The sequence below is a fragment of the Anaerobacillus sp. 1_MG-2023 genome (assembly GCF_030547345.1).
In the GTDB taxonomy this organism is placed as follows: Bacteria; Bacillota; Bacilli; order Bacillales; family Guptibacillaceae; genus Guptibacillus; species Guptibacillus hwajinpoensis_B.
Window position 1 is genome coordinate 147,266 of the sequence record NZ_JAUORD010000007.1, and the last position, 16,354, is coordinate 163,619.

A 16,354-nucleotide genomic window follows, 5' to 3' on the forward strand; every position below is an offset into this window, starting at 1 on the left:
ATCAATGTTCATTGATTAAGATTATATCATATGGAGGCTACTCAGAAGCATCCTTAGCTATACTTGACGTGCTTCATCGCGAATGGATCTTCTTAAAATTTTCCCTACGCTAGTTTTAGGGAGCTCGCTACGGAATTCGACGACCTTTGGCACTTTGTATGGAGCCATTTCATCCTGACAATAAGAAACAACTTCTTGCTCTGTTAATTCAGCTCCTGGCTTCTTAACGATAACGGCTTTGACAGTTTCACCACGATAAGGATCCGGAACACCTACTACAACAGCTTCCATAACAGCAGGATGTTCATATAGAACCTCCTCAATATCACGCGGATAAATATTATACCCACTAGCAATAATAAGGTCCTTTTTGCGATCAATAATGGAAATATACCCATCGCTGTCCATCTTTGCAATATCGCCTGTATATAGCCAACCATCTCGCAATGTATTAGCCGTTTCTTCTGGCATGTTCCAGTACCCTTTCATAATTTGTGGTCCTTTAATCACCAGCTCCCCTGACTCACCAAACGGAAGCTCTGTTTTCCCTTCACCTAGGTCGACAACCTTATAATCCGTTGAAGGAAAACCAATTCCAACACTACCAGGCTTACGTTCACCGAATGGGGGATTTACATGAGTCGTCGGTGAAGCTTCACTCAATCCATATCCTTCGAGTATTTTGGCCCCAGTTTTCCTCTCAAATTCCTTCATTAATCCAACGGGCATTGGGGCGCTTCCGCTATTACAGGTCCGAATGCTACCGAGATTATACTTTTCTGCATCAGGATGGTTTGTAAGTCCTACATACATCGTTGGGACGCCTGGAAACATTGTTGGTTTTTCAGTTTCGATCGTCTTCAATACTTCATCAACATCGAATCTTGGTAAAATCACGCTCTCCGCACCAATTCGAATTGATAAATTCATACAAGACGTCATTCCAAAAACGTGAAATAACGGAATGACCGTTAGGCACTTCTCTTCACCAAAGATAAACTCTCCTTTAAAGAATTCAAGGCTTTGCTCTACATTTGCAATTAGATTACGATGAGTGAGCATTGCTCCTTTTGATCTCCCAGTTGTCCCGCCAGTATATTGAAGAACAGCGATTTCTTCCTTTGGATCGACAGAAATTTCGTTTAGTTGCTGAGTTGAGCTTTGAATAAATTGGTCAAAGGGCATATCTGGAGCGAAAGATGCCTCAGTAGGCTGAAGGGAAACAACAATAACGTTTTTCACACTCGTTTCATTCTGTATCGCTTTTAATCTTGGATAAAGGGCATCATAGATCACAATCGTTTCCGCACCTGAATCCGCTAATATGTACTGAAGTTCGCGTTCAACGAGCATTGGATTAATTTGTGTAATGGTTCCTCCTGCTCTTAATACACCATAGTAGCTAATAGCAAACTGTGGACAGTTAGGCAGCATGAGGGCGACACGATCTTTTGGTTTCATTTGTGAGGTATTCTGAAGCGCAGAACCAAATGCTGAAGAAAAGTGCCCAAGCTCACGGTACGTTATTTTTTTCTGATAGAAAGATAGCGCAACATGATCTGGATAATCGTTCACTGTTTTCATTAACATATCTTGAAGTGAAATGTTCGGGATATCAATCGTACTGGAAATCGATTCAGGGTAATGCTTAAACCAACTCTTATGCTCGTTCATGCTTACACCTCCGAATAATTAAAACGTTAATCCTCCTCCGTCAACAAGAAGGCTAGTTCCTGTTACGTATGAGGCCTCATCCGAGACTAGAAACAGCACGGCGTTTGCAATTTCTTCTGGTTGTCCTACCCTTTTTAGTGCATTGGCTTTTGAGATAATGGGCCATTTACGATCGTCTTCCTTCCATGGTGTAACAATATTCGTATCGATAACACCTGGACACACAGCATTCACTCGAATATTCTTACCTCCGTATTCAAGTGCAGCATTTTTCGTTAATGTAATCACCCCGCCTTTAGATGCATTGTAAGGGGCCATGAATTTTTTCCCCTTTAGTCCTAGAAGGCTAGATGTATTAACAATGGAACCACCATTTCTTTTTTCCATTAACGGAATACAGAATTTCATTCCTAGAAAAACGCCTCGTAAATTAATCGACACGACACGGTCCCATTCATCAACGGACATATCAGCTAACTTTACTTCTTCATTACTAACACCAGCATTATTAAAAAGAATGTCGAGTCCACCATAATGCTTTCCACATTCTTCTACAAGCGCTTTCATATCTCCTTCATTTGCTGTGTCTGTTTTTACAAAAATGGCATCACCTCCCATTTTCTTCACTTGTTCGACAGTTTCCTCTCCAGTTTCAGAGTGAATATCTGAGATAACTACTTTCGCCCCTTCATTTGCAAAGCGAATGGCAGTCGCTCTTCCAATTCCTCCTCCGCCTCCAGTAACAATCGCGATTTTATCCTGCAGCCTCATTTTACGCCTCCCTTATTCTCTTTCAAGTATTGTAGCGATCCCCTGACCTCCACCAATACAAGCTGTAATCAGCGCATATTTTCCATCTCTACGATCAAGCTCATAAACTGCCTTTGTGGCTAAAATCGCTCCTGTTGCACCTAATGGGTGACCATGAGCAATAGCTCCTCCGTTGACGTTCAGCACATCATGGTTCATGTTAAGTTCTCGATCACATGCAAGTACCTGTGCAGCGAACGCTTCATTAATTTCAATTAAATCCATTTCCTCAAGAGATAATCCAGTTTGCTGCATAACTTTATTTGTAGCAGGAACAGGTCCAATTCCCATAATATTAGGATCTACTCCGCTTACAGCATATCCTTTAACTACGGCAAGTGGTTTCAAACCGAGCTGCCCTGCTTTTTCACGCGACATGACAATGAGAGCGGATGCCGCATCATTTAAGCCTGAGCTAGATCCAGCTGTCACCGATCCTCCCTTCTTAAAGACAGGTGCCAAGGAAGAAAGCCGTTCCAAAGTAGTTTCAGGTCTAGGATGTTCATCCTTTGTCACTTCAATTGGGTCACCCTTACGAACAGGAACATGAACAGAAGCAATCTGCGAGTCAAAATATCCCTCTACCATAGCTTTACCCATTCGTTCCTGACTTCTTAGTGCAAACTCATCTTGTTCTTCTCTAGAAATTTGATATTTCTCTGCCAAATTCTCGGCTGTAATTCCCATTGGAGGATCTCCAATTTCATCAGGGGAAAGCCTGGATTTCATAAAGCGTGGTGGCATTGTACTATATGGTTTTGAAGGCTTTTCCATTAAATAAGGCGCTTGACTCATACTTTCTGCCCCTCCGACAATATAAACGTCTCCGTCTCCCGATTTAATCGCCTGTGCAGCAAGATTAATCGAATTCAGTCCGGATCCGCACTGTCGATCGATTGTTAAACCTGGTATAGAAAGCGGAAGACCAGCCTGCAATGCTGTCAGTCTAGCGATATTTCCGCCACCGCCAATAACATTTCCAAAGATCACATCATCGATTGATTCAACCTCCAAATTGATTCGAGCAACGGCTTCCTTAAGAGCGATTGCCCCAAGCTCGTGTGCTTGAATCCCAGCAAACGCTCCTCCTTGCCTACCAATAGGTGTTCTTACGCTTGAGACAATAACTGCATCACGTTTCATATTAGTTTCCTCCCCCATTACATTGCATGTTGTCCACCATCAACAATTAAAATATTTCCTGTTACATAATTAGAAGCATTTGATGCTAGAAATAGTGCTGCACCTTTTAGATCATCATCTGAACCAAAGCGATTAAGTGGAGTCGTTTCTAACATTTTTTCGCCACCTGCATCAATCAATCCCTTCGACATTTTTGTAGGGAAGAATCCTGGTGCAATCGCATTAACATTTATGTTATAGCCACCCCACTTTACAGCAAGATCTTTTGTAAATGTGATAACGGCTCCTTTACTCGTGTTATAACCAATCGCGTCCATATAGCGTGGATCAGCACCACCAAGACCTGCGACAGAAGCAATGTTAATGATTTTTCCACTTTTTTGGTTAATCATTTCTTTTCCAACGGCCTGTGCAAAGAGAAATGTCCCAGTTACATTAACTTCCATAACTTTATGCCATGCTTGAAGTGGCATTTCAACGACTGGCGCACCCCATGATGCACCGCTGTTATTGACAAGAATATCAATGCGACCAAATTCTTTCATCGTTTCATCTACAACATGCTGAACTTGCTCTTGATTCGTTACATCACATTCAAAAGCTAGAGACTTTACTCCGGCTTTCTGTAGCTCCTCACTAACAGCTTCACAAGCCTCTCGTTTCCTTGAACAAATAACTACATTAGCTCCAGCTTCTGCAAATCCTTCTGCGATTTGCTTACCAAGTCCTCTTCCACCTCCTGTAACAATCGCAGTCTTACCAGTTAAGTCAAACAGTTGCATAACGTTCATCCTATATCCCCCTCGTTATCTATACTTCTTCAATTCTTGTCTTGCTACTGCGCTACGATGCACTTCATCCGGACCATCAGCCAGTCTTAGCGTTCTCGCATTAGCCCAGTGAGCAGCTAGCGTATAATCATCACTAACTCCAGCACCGCCAAAAGCTTGGATGGCGCGATCAATAACACGAAGCGCCATATTAGGAGCCACTACTTTGATCATCGCAATTTCTGCTTTCGCTTCTTTGTTCCCAACTGTATCCATCATATATGCCGCTTTTAAGGTAAGAAGTCTTGCCTGTTCAATTTCAATACGAGAATCAGCGATCCATTCTCGAACAACACCTTGCTCAGATATTTTCTTCCCGAACGCTTCTCGTTCTTGTACGCGCTTACATAAATCTTCAAGTGCACGCTCTGCCGTACCGATTAATCTCATACAGTGGTGAATTCGACCAGGACCAAGTCGCCCTTGAGCAATTGCAAAACCTTTTCCTTCTTCCCATAGCATGTTTGTAGCAGGTACTCGAACATTTTTATATTCAATTTCAGCATGTCCGTGCGGTGCGTGGTCATACCCAAAGACAGGAAGAACACGTTTTATTGTAACGCCTTTCGTATCAAGAGGAACAAGAATCATCGACTGCTGTTCGTGCTTTGATGCGTTCGGATTGTTTTTGCCCATTACAATAGCAATTTTGCACCTAGGGTCACCTGCACCTGACGACCACCACTTAGTTCCGTTGATAACGTACTCATCACCATCACGTTCGATTCGTGCTTGAATATTTGTAGCATCAGATGACGCAACATCAGGTTCTGTCATTGAGAAGCAGGAGCGGATGTCCCCAGAAAGAAGAGGTTCAAGCCATTGTTTCTTTTGCTCCGCTGTTCCGTAACGGACTAATACTTCCATATTTCCAGTGTCAGGTGCCGCACAGTTAAATACTTCAGGCCCAATCATAGAACGCCCCATTACTTCACAAAGAGGAGCATATTCAGCATTGGTAAGACCTGCGCCATACTCACTATCTGGAAGAAAAAGATTCCATAATCCAGCATCTTTCGCTTTCTGTTTTAACTCTTCCATAATTGGTGGAATGGCAGACCACCTACTATCTTGCGCTGAAAGCTGTTCTTCATAGACTTTTTCATTAGGGTATACATTCTCATCCATAAATGCGGTTAATTTTTCAAGATACGATAAGCAACGCTCTGAATAGTCGAAATTCATCATTTGTTGGCTCCTTTTACCAGTTATCTAACTAACCGGTTGGTATGTTCTTGTAATAAGTATAAATTTATTATTCAAAATATTCAATACAAATGTTAGAATTTAAAATCCTGTTGGCCAATTAGCTAAATTTCTATTGCTTTTTGAACCGTTTTTATAACACGCCAGTTCAAGGGTTCTGGCAAGAAACACCCGCGTTTCCCCTGGATCAATGACATCATCGATTAAATGCTTCGCGGCTGCTTTATAAGGAGAACTATCAAAGCTCCATTTCTCTAAAAGCTTCTCTCGATCTTGTTTAGGATTTTCAGATTGCATTAATTCTCTGCCATAAACGACATTCACACCAACTTCTGGTCCAGTAAAATTAATTTCTGCTGATGGCCAGGCGACGACAAAATCCGCTCCCATTGTTGGGCCACACATATTCCCGTAAGCTGCCCCTACACTTTTTCTGATGACTACGGAAAGTTTCGGAACCGTGGACTGCGCTAGAGCCTGATTCCACACCATAATTTTCGTCGGGATTTTTCCCTTTTCTGCTTCGGAACTTACTCGGAACCCTGGAATGTCGTGAAGGAAAATCAAAGGTATATGAAATGAATCACACATACAGATAAAATCAGTCGCCTTTTCACATTCCTGTACACCAGCAGCACCTGCATATTTCATCGGTTGATTTGCAATAATCCCTACTGTCCTTCCTCCTATTCTTGATAGAACAGTTAAGAGAGCAGGTCCAAACTCGGGTTTAAGTTCAAAGAACTCCCCGTTATCGACTAACTCTTTCAACACCTTTTTCATGTTATACGCACGATTCTGTTTCTCTGGAACAATTGAAAGTAGCTGATCAACTCGCCTTTCGAGCGAATCCTCATTGTGACATAATGGTGGTTCCTCTTCACTATGCGAAGGAAGATAGCTTAAGAATAACTTCAATTGATCAATGCATTCCTCTTCCGAGTCTGCAGATTGATCAATCTGACCTGTGTGCTTATGATGAATTTCAACACCTCCTAGCTGATTCTCTGTTATTTTCTCTCCAGTTGCAATCTCAAGCATTCTTGGACCAGCTACCCCCATGCACGTCCCATTCAGCTGTGTCACAAAATCCGAAGACACCGCTAGCCATGTTGGTCCTCCGAAACTATCACCTAAAATCGCTGTGACCATCGGAACTTCACGGTGATGCATTAACATTTCTTGAGGGAAAAGCTTATCACTAATACCATCAGAGCCCATTCCATCTGGCATTCGGAGACCTCCCCCTTCACTTAAATTAACTAATGGTAAACCTCTCTTTAATGCATACGCATGAGCAGCTTTTGTTTTTCGAATATGGACAGCACCTTCTGTACCTGCAAATACTGTTTTATCACCAGCTTGAACTACTACCGGGCGTCCATCTACCCGAGCAACTCCACAGATCACACCGTCACCTGGACTTTTTTCCTCGAGTCCTGGAATATCAGACGAGGTTAATTTACCAAGTTCAAGAAAGGACCCTTCATCCACTAGTAGGGCAATTCGCTCCCTAGCTGTCTTTTTACCTTTTGCATGAAGCGCGTCGATTTTATGTTGTCCCCCCATCCGCTCTGCAAAAACTCTACGATTCTTTAACTCTTCTACAATATTCTCCATAATCTCACTCTCCTTATCTATCTTTTAACAGTCTTCTCAATACTTTACCTGAAGATGTTGCGGGTAAGCTCTTTCGAATTTCAATCACTTTTGGTGCTTTATAAGCTGCCATATGAGCTTTAGCCCATGCTAATAATTCTTCTATAGATCGATTTGAATCGTTAGGGTCAAGGACAATGACAGCTTTAATGATTTCTCCTTTTTGCTGATCAGGTATTCCGATAACAGCTGTTTGCATAATGGCTGGGTGTTCATTCATTAGTGCTTCTACATCTTCTGGAAAAACGCTATATCCTGAGCTCTTTATCATTTCTTTTACTCGACCTTTAAAATACAAATATCCTTCTTCATCAAGGTGACCAATGTCGCCTGTATGAACCCATCCGTTTTTAAGCGTAGCCGCAGTCTCTTCGGGTCGATTGTAGTACCCTTTAAACACACCAGGGCTTTGAATAATAATTTCTCCTTCTTCATAAGGTGGTAGCTCATCCCCACTCTCAAGACCGACGATTTTAATGGTAGTATGATGAATCGGAATGCCACAACTCCCATACTTAATGTTTTCTTTTGGCATAAAAGTGTCACATGTATGTGTCTCACTCAATCCATAAGAAGCTTCATAAAGCAAACCGCCCGTTATTTCTTTCCATTGATTTGCTAGTTTTTCAGTTACTTGGAGCCCGAAACTCGTCGCTAAGTTTAGTCGAAGGGAAGTAAAATCACGCTGTTCAATATTTGGTATTTGCATGATCGCTCCATTCATTGGAGCAATGCTATACCACATTGTAATACGATGATCCTCAATTGTACGAACTACGGTTTCTGGGTCAAATCGACTTAGTAACACCGTTTCATTGCCACTATAAACTGGAAGATTGACGCCCATAACCATTCCAGCAATATGACATAACGGGGCATTGGCCAGTAGCTTTTCACCTTCCCCTACTTGATTACATGTCATTGTTGCAGCGGTTTTATATAAAGCGTTTTCATAAGTTAACATAGCTGCTTTCGGTCTTCCTGTTGTGCCAGATGTAAACACCATCAGAGAAACGTCATCTAATTGAACATTAGAAGAATGAAATAGATTCGATTCTGTTTCAAAAAGTGATTCAAGAGTCGTAAACCTTGAGGCTTCCTCGGAGTTAAGTAATTCTTGCGGTACGAGAGAGAGTGTGTCCTGCTGAATAAGCGATTGATAAGAAACCGTAACAATAAAGGAGAGACTATCTTCCATTTCGTGAAGCATTGGCAACAGTTCTAGGCCAGATACGATACCTTTGATATCTCCTTCGCTTATTAAATATGAAAGCTCTGATGATTTATACATTGGGTTTAATGGTACAACAACTGCCCCGAGCTTTTGGATCGCATAATGGGAAATAAGATATTGCGGACAGTTTTGCATAAATACTGCCACGTGATCGCCTTTCGTTACCCCTATCCTTGCCAAATAATTAGCCAATTGATTTGATCGCTCATTCCATTCCTTCCATGTCAATTCGTAACCATAGTAATGGATTGCTGTTTGATTTGGTGAAACTTCGGCATTTAATGCAAGATATTCATGAAGCGGCTTTTTTCCATATAAGTATTCTAACGTTTCTGAAACACCTTCTGGCCAACTCGTTTTCATTTTCTTCATAATAGCCTCCTTCATACTGACCGTATGGTATGTCTTTCGTTTATCATACATGTAGCCGTTCTCACTATTCAATATAAAATTCATGTTTTACATAGATAAAATTGGGAAATAGTGTTTTATCACTTTGAAAGGAAGAATGAAGATGAATAAAAACTTATACCAGCTCACACAAGAATATGAAAAATTCACAGATGACTGCAAAGGGGAAACTGTTCCAGAATTTGTAGAGAATTTCATATATGGCTCAATGGACTACAACGAACAGAACCTTCCTAAGCTAACGGAAGAAATGGGGAAACAAGCTCAGAATCAAGAACCCGAAGAATTTAAAAGAGCATTTGATGAAATGCTCCTATATTTAAGAGATCGCTTTGTGGCGCTCGATCCAGACAAAGAATATTGGCCACTTCACTACCGTGAAGGCGTTAGCGCATTTGTGGCGATGATTGATGGATTAATCGTCCAATATTTCTCAGGACTATATACAGTAGAAGAATTGAAAGAGCGTACTCCGCTATTTGCAGCGGTCATACTTAATGGATTCGTTGGTGTTAACGAGAACGATTATGATGCTCTATCGACAGATTAATTGAAAAAAATCCTGCCTTGCCGGCAGGATTTTTCATCTATTATTTTTGCAGGCGATAAACTTGTGAATACTTCTCTTCAAGATATTGAATTAAATATTCAGCATTTAGCCCTTCGCCAGTAATGTCTTTAATAATATCAATTGGTTGCTTTAGCTTACCGTACTGATGGATATTTTCTGTTAACCATTCTTTAATAGGCATCAAGTCACCCTGTTCTAATAGCTCATCAAATTGTGGGATGTCTTTTAACATAGCATTCTTAATTTGAGCCGCATAAATGTAACCTAGCGCATAGGAAGGGAAATAACCAAATGAGCCACCTGACCAGTGAACATCCTGAAGAACGCCGACCGCATCGTTATCTGGAGTAATACCTAAATACTCCTCCATTTTTTCGTTCCAGATCGTTGGCAAATCCTTCACTTCAATTTCTCCATTAATCAATCCTTTTTCAATTTCGTAACGAACCATGATATGCAGCGCATACGTCATTTCATCTGCTTCAATTCGAATCAAAGAAGGACCTGCAACGTTAATGGCACGGTAATAATCTTCTAATGAAACATCATCAAACTGTCCAGTTGAATAGCTTTTAAGCTTGTCGTAATTGTTTTTCCAAAATGATTGATGACGACCAACAAAGTTTTCCCAGAAAAGAGACTGTGATTCGTGAATCCCCATAGACGTACCCGTACATAAAGGCGTGCCAATCAATTTGGGTGATAAATTCTGTTCGTATAAAGCATGACCACCCTCATGAATCGTACCAAATACTGCTGTGCGAAAATCACCTTCATCATACTTCGTCGTAACACGCACATCACCAGGATTCAGTCCTGTTGCAAATGGATGAACCGTCGTATCAAGACGACCAGCGTCAAAGTCATACCCCATTTTCCTCAATACTTCCATACTGAAGGCTTGTTGCTTATCTTGTGGGAAATGTTCAAACAAAAAGTCAGTTTTGGGCTGATCACTCGCATTAACAACTTGTTTTACAAGTGGCACAATATGTTCTCTAAGTTGGTTAAATACGCGATCAATCATTTTCACTGTTACACCTGGTTCAAATAGGTCAAGCAGCGTATCATATTTATTTTCATCGTATCCCCAATATTCGACAAATTTCTGATTGAATGCCACAAGCTTTTCGAGATACGGTCTAAACAATTCGAAGTCAGCTTTTTCCTTCGCTTCTTCCCAGATCGTCTCTGCTTTCGAACTTAAAATGACATAATCAGAGTACTCTTCTGCAGGAATTTTTATGTTCCGATCGTAGTCTTTACGGCACTCTTCTACCGTTTTACGAGTGATTTCACTTAATTCAGTTTGCTGGTCTTCCTTTGTAAGCTCATCAAGATACCCCTTCATTTCAGGAGATACCGACATTTCAAAAACTTCAGAAGACATCATTCCAATAACCTCAGAGCGCTGTTCAGCACCTTTTTTTGGTGCGCCAGTGCGGAGATCCCAATACATTACACCAATCGCTTCATTAAAACTCGTCATTTTCTTTACATAATTTAAAAATTCCTGCTCGGTTTGTTTGATTTCTGTTGCCAAATCGTTCAACTCCTTAAAAAGTAATTTCCTTCATAACAATAAATTCGACATATCTCGTTTAACTATGTAAGGATTTGTCGGAAGTTAAAAAATTCTAAAATAATGGATATGAACTATCTCATGTTATCCTTTGGATAAGCTCAATAGTTCAAGGAGGGATTCAGGTGTCAATTCAAAATCTGATAAACACATTTGATCAAGTAAAAGGAAGAAAGCCTGCTAGTGCAGACGAACTACTCGACTTTATCCAGGTGAATTATTTACAAGGTTCGATTTCTTTATATGAGTATCAAACCTATTTTAAAGAGCTCCACTCACAAGGCGCAAAGAAACCAGAGTACTTCACGCATGAAGAAATGAAAGCCTTTTAATCCCTCTTGTTCTATCCTACCATAAGTTTCTAGTGATACGTACATGAAAAGCCATGGGCAATGCTGCCCATGGCTTTTCTACATTTCCAACTCCTTTATACAGCCTTCATAATAATTGCAATCACCACACCAATAAGAGCAATTGTTGCAATAATTGATAATATAGAAAGCGCTATAAAAATCCATCCAGCTACTTTACGTCCCGTTTTAAGTAGATAAATTCCAAGTGTAAGAAATGTAAATAGGAATCCTAATACTCCCCATAACCAGGGATTCTTATCATGCTTTGGGGCGTCCATTATTAGAAATATGGCGACTGCAATAGGTACAATAAGACCAATAAACTCGATTGTAAACCCTCCTTCCGTCATTCCCGACCCGGAAAGAATACACGATATTTTATGATTCGTCTATAATAATTTCTAATTTTTCTTTATTTATGTAAAAATGATTAAATAATCCATAAGCTACTATTTCTTTATCATTCCATAACTTTGTTCGATATACAGAAAACACGTACCTATTCGTTCTAGTGGTATTTGCTTCAACATATGGAATGACAGCCAAATCGACGCCTATTTCCATAAGCGCATTTTGGTCTTTTTTAAGTTGATCCCCTACCCACCTACTATAATCAGTCAGATTAGGATTTGTATGAAACATTACGAACCCCAATACGACGATGATAATAGACATCGTTTTTTTCATTCATTTCACCCCTCTCTTGTTTCTTTAGCTCTTTTATACCATATACATATTATTCCGTTTAAATGTCTATTAGACGTGGGAACAAATAAGTACATCATAAGTTAAGGGGAGGAAAAATGAAAATGAGACAACATCGAATCAATACGCTAAAACCAGGTGAACACTATACCGCCAAAGAACTGGATAGCTTTGTATCAACTACGGATGTTCTTTTACTTTCAAGTAATGCTTCACAACTTTTTTCTGATCCGGAACGTGAGTATAAGGTGACCCATGAAGTGGAAGGTTTTTTTGAACATTCTTCTGATGAAGGTGAGAAGTACTTTCGGGATAAACGTGCTTATGTTGTTGAAAAAGTATAATGACCTGTTATAAAAGATAATTACTATCAAAAAATCCAAATTAAAACACCTCTCGTCACTAGAGAGGTGTTTTTACAGTCTTATTATATTAATCTTTCTTTGGCGGTCTCGGTCCAAAGTATTGATAGTAATGCGTTTTGATATCACCATTGTAGAGTTTGCGGTTCTTTGTTGATCTCTTTCCATAAACTTCTTGGAAGCGAGGATGTGACGTTAGAATATAAACAGACCATGTATCAAGACGCTCACGGAAGGCTTTCCCCATCTTTCTATACATGTCTTCCACTTCTTCTCTTTCACCAAGACGCTCACCATACGGTGGGTTTCCGATGAGAGTTCCATACTCAAACTTAGAGCTAACATCCGTAACTTGCATCTGCTTAAATTGAATCATATCTCCGAATCCAGCTTCAAGAGCATTATTCTTAGAAAGGTCGACCATTTTAGGGTCAAGGTCGCTACCAAAAATGTGAAGAGGTTGATCGTAATTTGCAAGGTCCTCCGCTTCAATCATAGCTTCTTCCCAGCGCTTCTTCCCGATCCACTCCCAATCTTCAGAAGCAAATTCTCGATTAAAACCGGGTGCGATGTTTTGGCCGATCATAGCTGCTTCAATTGGAAGGGTTCCTGATCCACAGAATGGATCCATGAATGGTTTATCTGCATTCCAATTTGTGAGCATCACCATTGCTGCTGCCATAGTTTCCTTAAGTGGAGCTGCACTATGGAGGTACCTGTACCCTCTACGGTGCAAGCCTTTGCCACTCGTATCAATTGTAAGAATAGCCGTATCCTTGTGAATCGCAACTTCGATTTTAAATAGTGGTCCATCTTCATCAAACCACGAAACGTTATATTTTTCCTTCATGCTCTCTACGATCGCTTTTTTGACAATCGCCTGGCAGTCCGGAACACTATATAATGTCGACTTTACAGATCGACCACTTACGGGAAACTCAGCATTTTCGGGTAGTAAATCTCCCCACGGGAGTGCTTTCGTTGCTTCGAAAAGCTCATCAAATGTCGTTACTTTGAATTCCCCAACTTTAAGCTTAACCCTGTCAGCTGTTCTTAACCAGTAGTTCGATCGACATATTCCAATCTCATCACTTTCATAAGTGACTTTTCCGTTATCGACACGTACATTTTCAAAACCAAGATCCTTTACTTCACGAGCAACCAATGATTCGAGCCCCATGGTGGCCGTTGCAATTAGTTCCATTTTCGCCATTTTACCCACTCCAATCTTTTGCTCTTTTATGTAACGTAGGTTTACCCTATTATCATACAAAATTAATCGTTTCATGTTAGACCTATTTCGCGTGGAGAAGAGAATGTATTCTTTTAAGTCTTTTTATTATGCTTTCCAATCCATGCGCATTCATAGCCTTAACGTACAAAAAAGCCCCTTAAGGGCTTTTCATCAAAGATGATAACGTTCTGTAAGCCATGTTCTGTTCCATCGTACTGCGAACGGGTCTCCCCTCGTACTCAGGTGGTAATCATCTATCTCCAGACGCGTCCTCACCGCCTGGCTTTCTCTCCGTTCAATTCCTTCAAGAAAGCTCCCCTACCATAATTTGGGTTTCTCGCTCGTGGGGTTTACCTCGTTCCACTCTTAATGTTTCCATTAAGACTTCGTCACTGTGGCACTTTCAGAGTATTCGGGCCTTATCCGTGAAGAACTTAGGCCGTTTCCCCGCCGTTAGCCCAATTGGACTACCCTGACTTATTGTTTCATCAGGCACGAACACTACGATCATCTCAGATCGTGCGAGCATGGACTTTCCTCTACATGCCGCTTAATTGCGACATACAGCGACTACCCGAACGTTATCATTGTTAGGACAGCAAAAGCAATTATATCTTATATTCTACAATGATGCAAGGTTGCTTAAAGAATTGTTATGTTTATGTTTATTAATATAGTACGGTAATTGAAATTTTAAAACTGTAAAAAATAAACCGCCGTTTGGTGGTTTATTCGTACAACTTACTCCCGAAAACGTGTTTCTCTAGGTTTGATAGTCGTTTTAGGATATCATAATTGGTATTTCCAGGCTGCGTTTGAGAACGCGTCTGCTGTCGCTTTTGTTGCTCAGACATACGATCCATCTCTCTTCTAAGACGCGTATTCTCTTGTCTCAGCTGTTCAATGTCATTTTCAAAACGCTCATAATCTTTAATTACTACGTCCAAAAACTTGTCGACATCATCCTGATCATAACCGCGAAATCCGCTTTTAAAATCTTTTTCAAGAATATCTTTAGCTGTTAATTGAGTCGGTTGTTGCTCTGCCATTTTATCACCTCTGTATGTATGCAGTTATTGTCTTTATTTTATTCTTCCAAAAGAGCTTCCTCTTGTCAATCGGAATCTCTTCTATTCTCCTTATTGACTGTAGAAATCGGGATTACTTTCACGTAAATCCTGCTCTAATAAATCAAGGTCAATAGGTGTGATGGTAAAAACTTCGTAACCTTCATCAGTTCTCTGTCTGTTCTTTGCTTCTTTCAAGTAATAATCAGGAGAACCAGGCGTATCTTCGTCATATAATACGAGCATAGCATGACTCTTACGAACGAGAAATTCATTCTTTGCTTTCAATTGCCCTGGATTTTCGTAAGGTCGACTTGTGATTGATTCAACAAAGTCAGCTTCTCCCATGATCATATGATAAAATTCTTGAGTAGGTTCTTTCCATTTACTTTCTTGATCTAGGAATGGCGTTAAAACGGCTAGCTTCAATTCGGGATAGAGTTCTCTTAGATCAAGTGCGACTTCAGCAGCCCAGAGCTCAACACCAGTTTGCCCACTGATTAGTATCCACTCAAAATCTCTCTCTTCGATAAGCTGAGACATGCGACTCTGAAGGGCTGCCTTTATAATTGGAAGTCCAGGATGATCGTCGTTAAAGATTCCTAGTTCGTGTGCCTTATAGCCAGTAACAAGTAAAACGTTTGCCACTTAGACACCTCCTATGTAAAAACGAACTGGAAGACCAGTTCGTTTCATTATTTCGTTATTTTCTTCTCTTTTGGGCAGGACTTACTTGACCTGGCATACCATTGCCATTTGGTCCTTGCATAGCTCCTGCTACTTGGGAAGGATTAGTAGGTGCGTATCCAGCCGGCATTGCGCCTGTCGGGCGTGGTGGCGGATAATTGTTCATGTGTGAAGCTAGCACTTCCTCTGACTCTGTTAAAGGATAACTATGATTGTGCTCATACATGTGATGATGGACGTTTTTAATATGCGTAGGATGAATATGATCTACGTTGTGCTTATAATAGTGATTCTTGACACAACACTTTGTCGGATAAACAACAGGACTTGTCGGACATGGACCTCCAGGACCTTGCATTGCTGGACTTACCTGCCCTGGCATGCCGCCTTTCATGGCCGGACTCACCTGGTTTGGCATATTCGCATTTGGACCCTGCATTGCTGGACTTACTTGATTTGGCATATTCGCATTAGGTCCCTGCATTGCTGGACTTACCTGGTTTGGCATATTTCCATTCGGGCCCATGCGATGATGTCTATGAAACATAGTGTAGGTTCCCCCTTCTTAAATTGGTGAATTCCCTACTAGCCTATGTTGATCACAATGTACATGTACTGTGTATTCGTCCTTATTTCCTCAATACAAACGCAATTTCCACGCCTATTTTTGTACGACTACTTCATTGTCACTATAAATCTGGGCCGACTCACTAATTTGACTCATAACGACCACTGTTAACGCAATTACCATAAAAAACATTACCATAATGACCTGCTTCAATTACCATCTCTCCATTACATCAAATCTGAATCCTTTTCTAAAAAA

At 40.6% G+C, this 16,354-nt stretch carries 17 protein-coding genes and 1 other RNA gene; 3 read left to right on the plus strand and 15 right to left on the minus strand.

The window, feature by feature from the left end; genetic code table 11:
* Positions 1-57 precede the first annotated feature (57 nt).
* The 7 genes from Q4550_RS13625 to Q4550_RS13655 all read right to left on the minus strand — a co-directional run bounded on the left by Q4550_RS13625 (position 58) and on the right by Q4550_RS13655 (position 8,928).
* Positions 58-1,674, minus strand: a complete 1,617-nt coding sequence (locus tag Q4550_RS13625) for a long-chain-fatty-acid--CoA ligase (protein ID WP_303533478.1) — start codon at positions 1,672-1,674, stop codon at positions 58-60.
* Between the two features lie 18 nt (positions 1,675-1,692).
* Complete coding sequence (locus Q4550_RS13630) at positions 1,693-2,445, minus strand: SDR family NAD(P)-dependent oxidoreductase (protein WP_303533480.1); 753 nt, start codon at positions 2,443-2,445, stop codon at positions 1,693-1,695.
* A gap of 12 nt (positions 2,446-2,457) precedes the next feature.
* Positions 2,458-3,627, minus strand: coding sequence for a thiolase family protein (locus Q4550_RS13635; protein WP_303533483.1), 1,170 nt, complete (start codon positions 3,625-3,627; stop codon positions 2,458-2,460).
* A 17-nt stretch (positions 3,628-3,644) separates the two neighbouring features.
* The gene (locus Q4550_RS13640) at positions 3,645-4,418 is read right to left on the minus strand and encodes an SDR family oxidoreductase (protein ID WP_303533486.1); all 774 of its coding nucleotides are present in this window, start codon (positions 4,416-4,418) and stop codon (positions 3,645-3,647) included.
* Between the two features lie 15 nt (positions 4,419-4,433).
* A complete protein-coding gene (locus Q4550_RS13645) occupies positions 4,434-5,642 on the minus strand; it encodes an acyl-CoA dehydrogenase (protein WP_303533622.1) in 1,209 nt (402 codons plus the stop codon).
* 102 nt (positions 5,643-5,744) lie between these two features.
* Positions 5,745-7,283: an acyl-CoA carboxylase subunit beta gene (locus Q4550_RS13650; RefSeq protein ID WP_303533488.1), complete on the minus strand. Its 1,539-nt coding sequence runs from the start codon at positions 7,281-7,283 to the stop codon at positions 5,745-5,747.
* Between the two features lie 13 nt (positions 7,284-7,296).
* Positions 7,297-8,928, minus strand: a complete 1,632-nt coding sequence (locus Q4550_RS13655) for a class I adenylate-forming enzyme family protein (RefSeq protein ID WP_303533491.1) — start codon at positions 8,926-8,928, stop codon at positions 7,297-7,299.
* Between the two features lie 142 nt (positions 8,929-9,070).
* Between Q4550_RS13655 and Q4550_RS13660 the strand changes: the two genes are divergently transcribed.
* Positions 9,071-9,517: a hypothetical protein gene (locus Q4550_RS13660; protein WP_303533493.1), complete on the plus strand. Its 447-nt coding sequence runs from the start codon at positions 9,071-9,073 to the stop codon at positions 9,515-9,517.
* 40 nt (positions 9,518-9,557) lie between these two features.
* Here Q4550_RS13660 and Q4550_RS13665 read toward each other — a convergent pair whose 3' ends face one another.
* Entirely contained in the window at positions 9,558-11,081 is a 1,524-nt protein-coding gene (locus Q4550_RS13665) for a carboxypeptidase M32 (RefSeq protein WP_303533496.1), read from the minus strand.
* A 164-nt stretch (positions 11,082-11,245) separates the two neighbouring features.
* On the opposite strand from Q4550_RS13665, the gene yppF reads away from it, so the two are divergent.
* Positions 11,246-11,452, plus strand: a complete 207-nt coding sequence (gene yppF / locus Q4550_RS13670; protein WP_194221813.1) for a YppF family protein — start codon at positions 11,246-11,248, stop codon at positions 11,450-11,452.
* Positions 11,453-11,547: 95 nt separating this feature from the next.
* Here the strand turns inward: yppF and Q4550_RS13675 are convergent, their stop codons facing one another.
* Positions 11,548-11,823 carry a hypothetical protein gene (locus tag Q4550_RS13675; protein ID WP_303533499.1) on the minus strand — a complete coding sequence of 92 codons (276 nt, stop codon included), beginning with the start codon at positions 11,821-11,823 and terminating at the stop codon, positions 11,548-11,550.
* 28 nt (positions 11,824-11,851) lie between these two features.
* Positions 11,852-12,160, minus strand: a complete 309-nt coding sequence (locus Q4550_RS13680; protein ID WP_303533501.1) for a hypothetical protein — start codon at positions 12,158-12,160, stop codon at positions 11,852-11,854.
* A gap of 122 nt (positions 12,161-12,282) precedes the next feature.
* On the opposite strand from Q4550_RS13680, the gene Q4550_RS13685 reads away from it, so the two are divergent.
* Positions 12,283-12,522, plus strand: a complete 240-nt coding sequence (locus Q4550_RS13685; RefSeq protein ID WP_194221816.1) for a hypothetical protein — start codon at positions 12,283-12,285, stop codon at positions 12,520-12,522.
* Between the two features lie 88 nt (positions 12,523-12,610).
* On the opposite strand, the gene Q4550_RS13690 is transcribed toward Q4550_RS13685, so the two are convergent.
* The 5 genes from Q4550_RS13690 to Q4550_RS13710 form a co-directional block, all read right to left on the minus strand.
* Positions 12,611-13,753 carry a THUMP domain-containing class I SAM-dependent RNA methyltransferase gene (locus Q4550_RS13690; RefSeq protein WP_194221817.1) on the minus strand — a complete coding sequence of 381 codons (1,143 nt, stop codon included), beginning with the start codon at positions 13,751-13,753 and terminating at the stop codon, positions 12,611-12,613.
* A gap of 207 nt (positions 13,754-13,960) precedes the next feature.
* Positions 13,961-14,356: RNase P RNA component class B (gene rnpB / locus Q4550_RS13695), an RNA gene on the minus strand.
* A gap of 146 nt (positions 14,357-14,502) precedes the next feature.
* Positions 14,503-14,823, minus strand: a complete 321-nt coding sequence (gene gpsB / locus Q4550_RS13700) for a cell division regulator GpsB (protein WP_048309322.1) — start codon at positions 14,821-14,823, stop codon at positions 14,503-14,505.
* A 90-nt stretch (positions 14,824-14,913) separates the two neighbouring features.
* Positions 14,914-15,489, minus strand: coding sequence for an SLOG family protein (locus tag Q4550_RS13705; RefSeq protein WP_194221818.1), 576 nt, complete (start codon positions 15,487-15,489; stop codon positions 14,914-14,916).
* 55 nt (positions 15,490-15,544) lie between these two features.
* Positions 15,545-16,075: a CotD family spore coat protein gene (locus Q4550_RS13710; protein ID WP_194221819.1), complete on the minus strand. Its 531-nt coding sequence runs from the start codon at positions 16,073-16,075 to the stop codon at positions 15,545-15,547.
* Between the last annotated feature and the right edge of the window lie 279 nt (positions 16,076-16,354).